Below are 1,147 nucleotides of genomic sequence, written 5' to 3'. Positions count from 1 at the left end.
TCCAGATGGTTCTATTACCTTTACGCCAGATAAGAAGTACGTTGGTACTCCTAATCCAGTCACAGTGAAACGTGTAGATAAGAACGGCACAGAAGTTACCGCAACTTATACACCAACAGTGACCAAAGTCACTCCAACAAGCACTAATGCAACTAGCACAGGTCCGCAGGGTGTTCCACAAACAGGTACCCCAACCTTCCAAGGTGGCGACCCACTGGTTCCAATTGATGAAACAGTCGAGCCAACCTTCGAAGATGGAAGCAAGGAAAAAGTGATTCCAGGTCAAGGAACTTACACGATTGCGCCAGACGGTACAGTAACCTTCACTCCAGACAAGCAGTTTGTAGGCAAACCAGACCCAATCACCGTGAAACGTGTGGATAAAAATGGTACAGAAGTGACTGCAACTTACAGTCCAGAATTCACTAAGGTAACTCCTACAGGAACCGGTGCAACAAGCACAGGTCCTCAAGGACTTCCACAAATTGGTACCCCAACCTTCCAAGGTGGCGACCCACTGGTTCCAATTGATGAAACAGTCGAGCCAACCTTCGAAGATGGAAGCAAGGAAAAAGTGATTCCAGGTCAAGGAACTTACACGATTGCGCCAGACGGAACTGTAACTTTCACTCCAGACAAGCAGTTTGTCGGAAATCCTGATCCAGTCACAGTTAAACGCGTGGATAAGAACGGCACTCCAGTCACTGCAACTTACAGTCCAGAGTTTACTAAGGTAACACCAACTGGTACGGGCGATAAGACAGAAGGACTTCAAGGTCAGGTCCAAGAAGGTAAAGTGACCTTCACTCCAGGCCATGACTCTGTTCCATTCCCAGCGGATTCGACTCCACTATTTGACAATGGGACAGCTGTGAAGGAAGTTCCAAATGTTGGTAAGTTCGAGGTGAACGCAGATGGTAAGGTGACCTTCACTCCAGACAAACAGTTCAAGGGTGAAACACCAGAACTTGAATTGACTCGTGTGGATGCCAACGGCACTCCTGTTACTGTCAAGTACCAAGCAGTGGTGAAAGAAGTGGTTCCAACCAGCACTAACGCAACTAGCACAGGCCCTCAAGGCCTTCCACAAACAGGTACTCCAACCTTCCAAGGTGGTGATCCACTGGTTCCAATTGATGAAACAGTT

The 1,147-nt window shown here is 47.9% G+C and carries 1 pseudogene; it reads left to right on the top strand.

Annotated elements, in window-relative coordinates:
- A pseudogene (locus HMPREF3108_RS10980) lies at positions 1-1,147 on the top strand (YSIRK signal domain/LPXTG anchor domain surface protein); the annotation flags it as partial.

The organism is Streptococcus sp. HMSC10A01, from assembly GCF_001807785.1.
Classification (GTDB): Bacteria; Bacillota; Bacilli; order Lactobacillales; family Streptococcaceae; genus Streptococcus; species Streptococcus gordonii.
The sequence above is the reverse complement of the archived record's forward strand: the minus strand, read 5'-3'. Positions and strand labels throughout refer to the sequence as shown.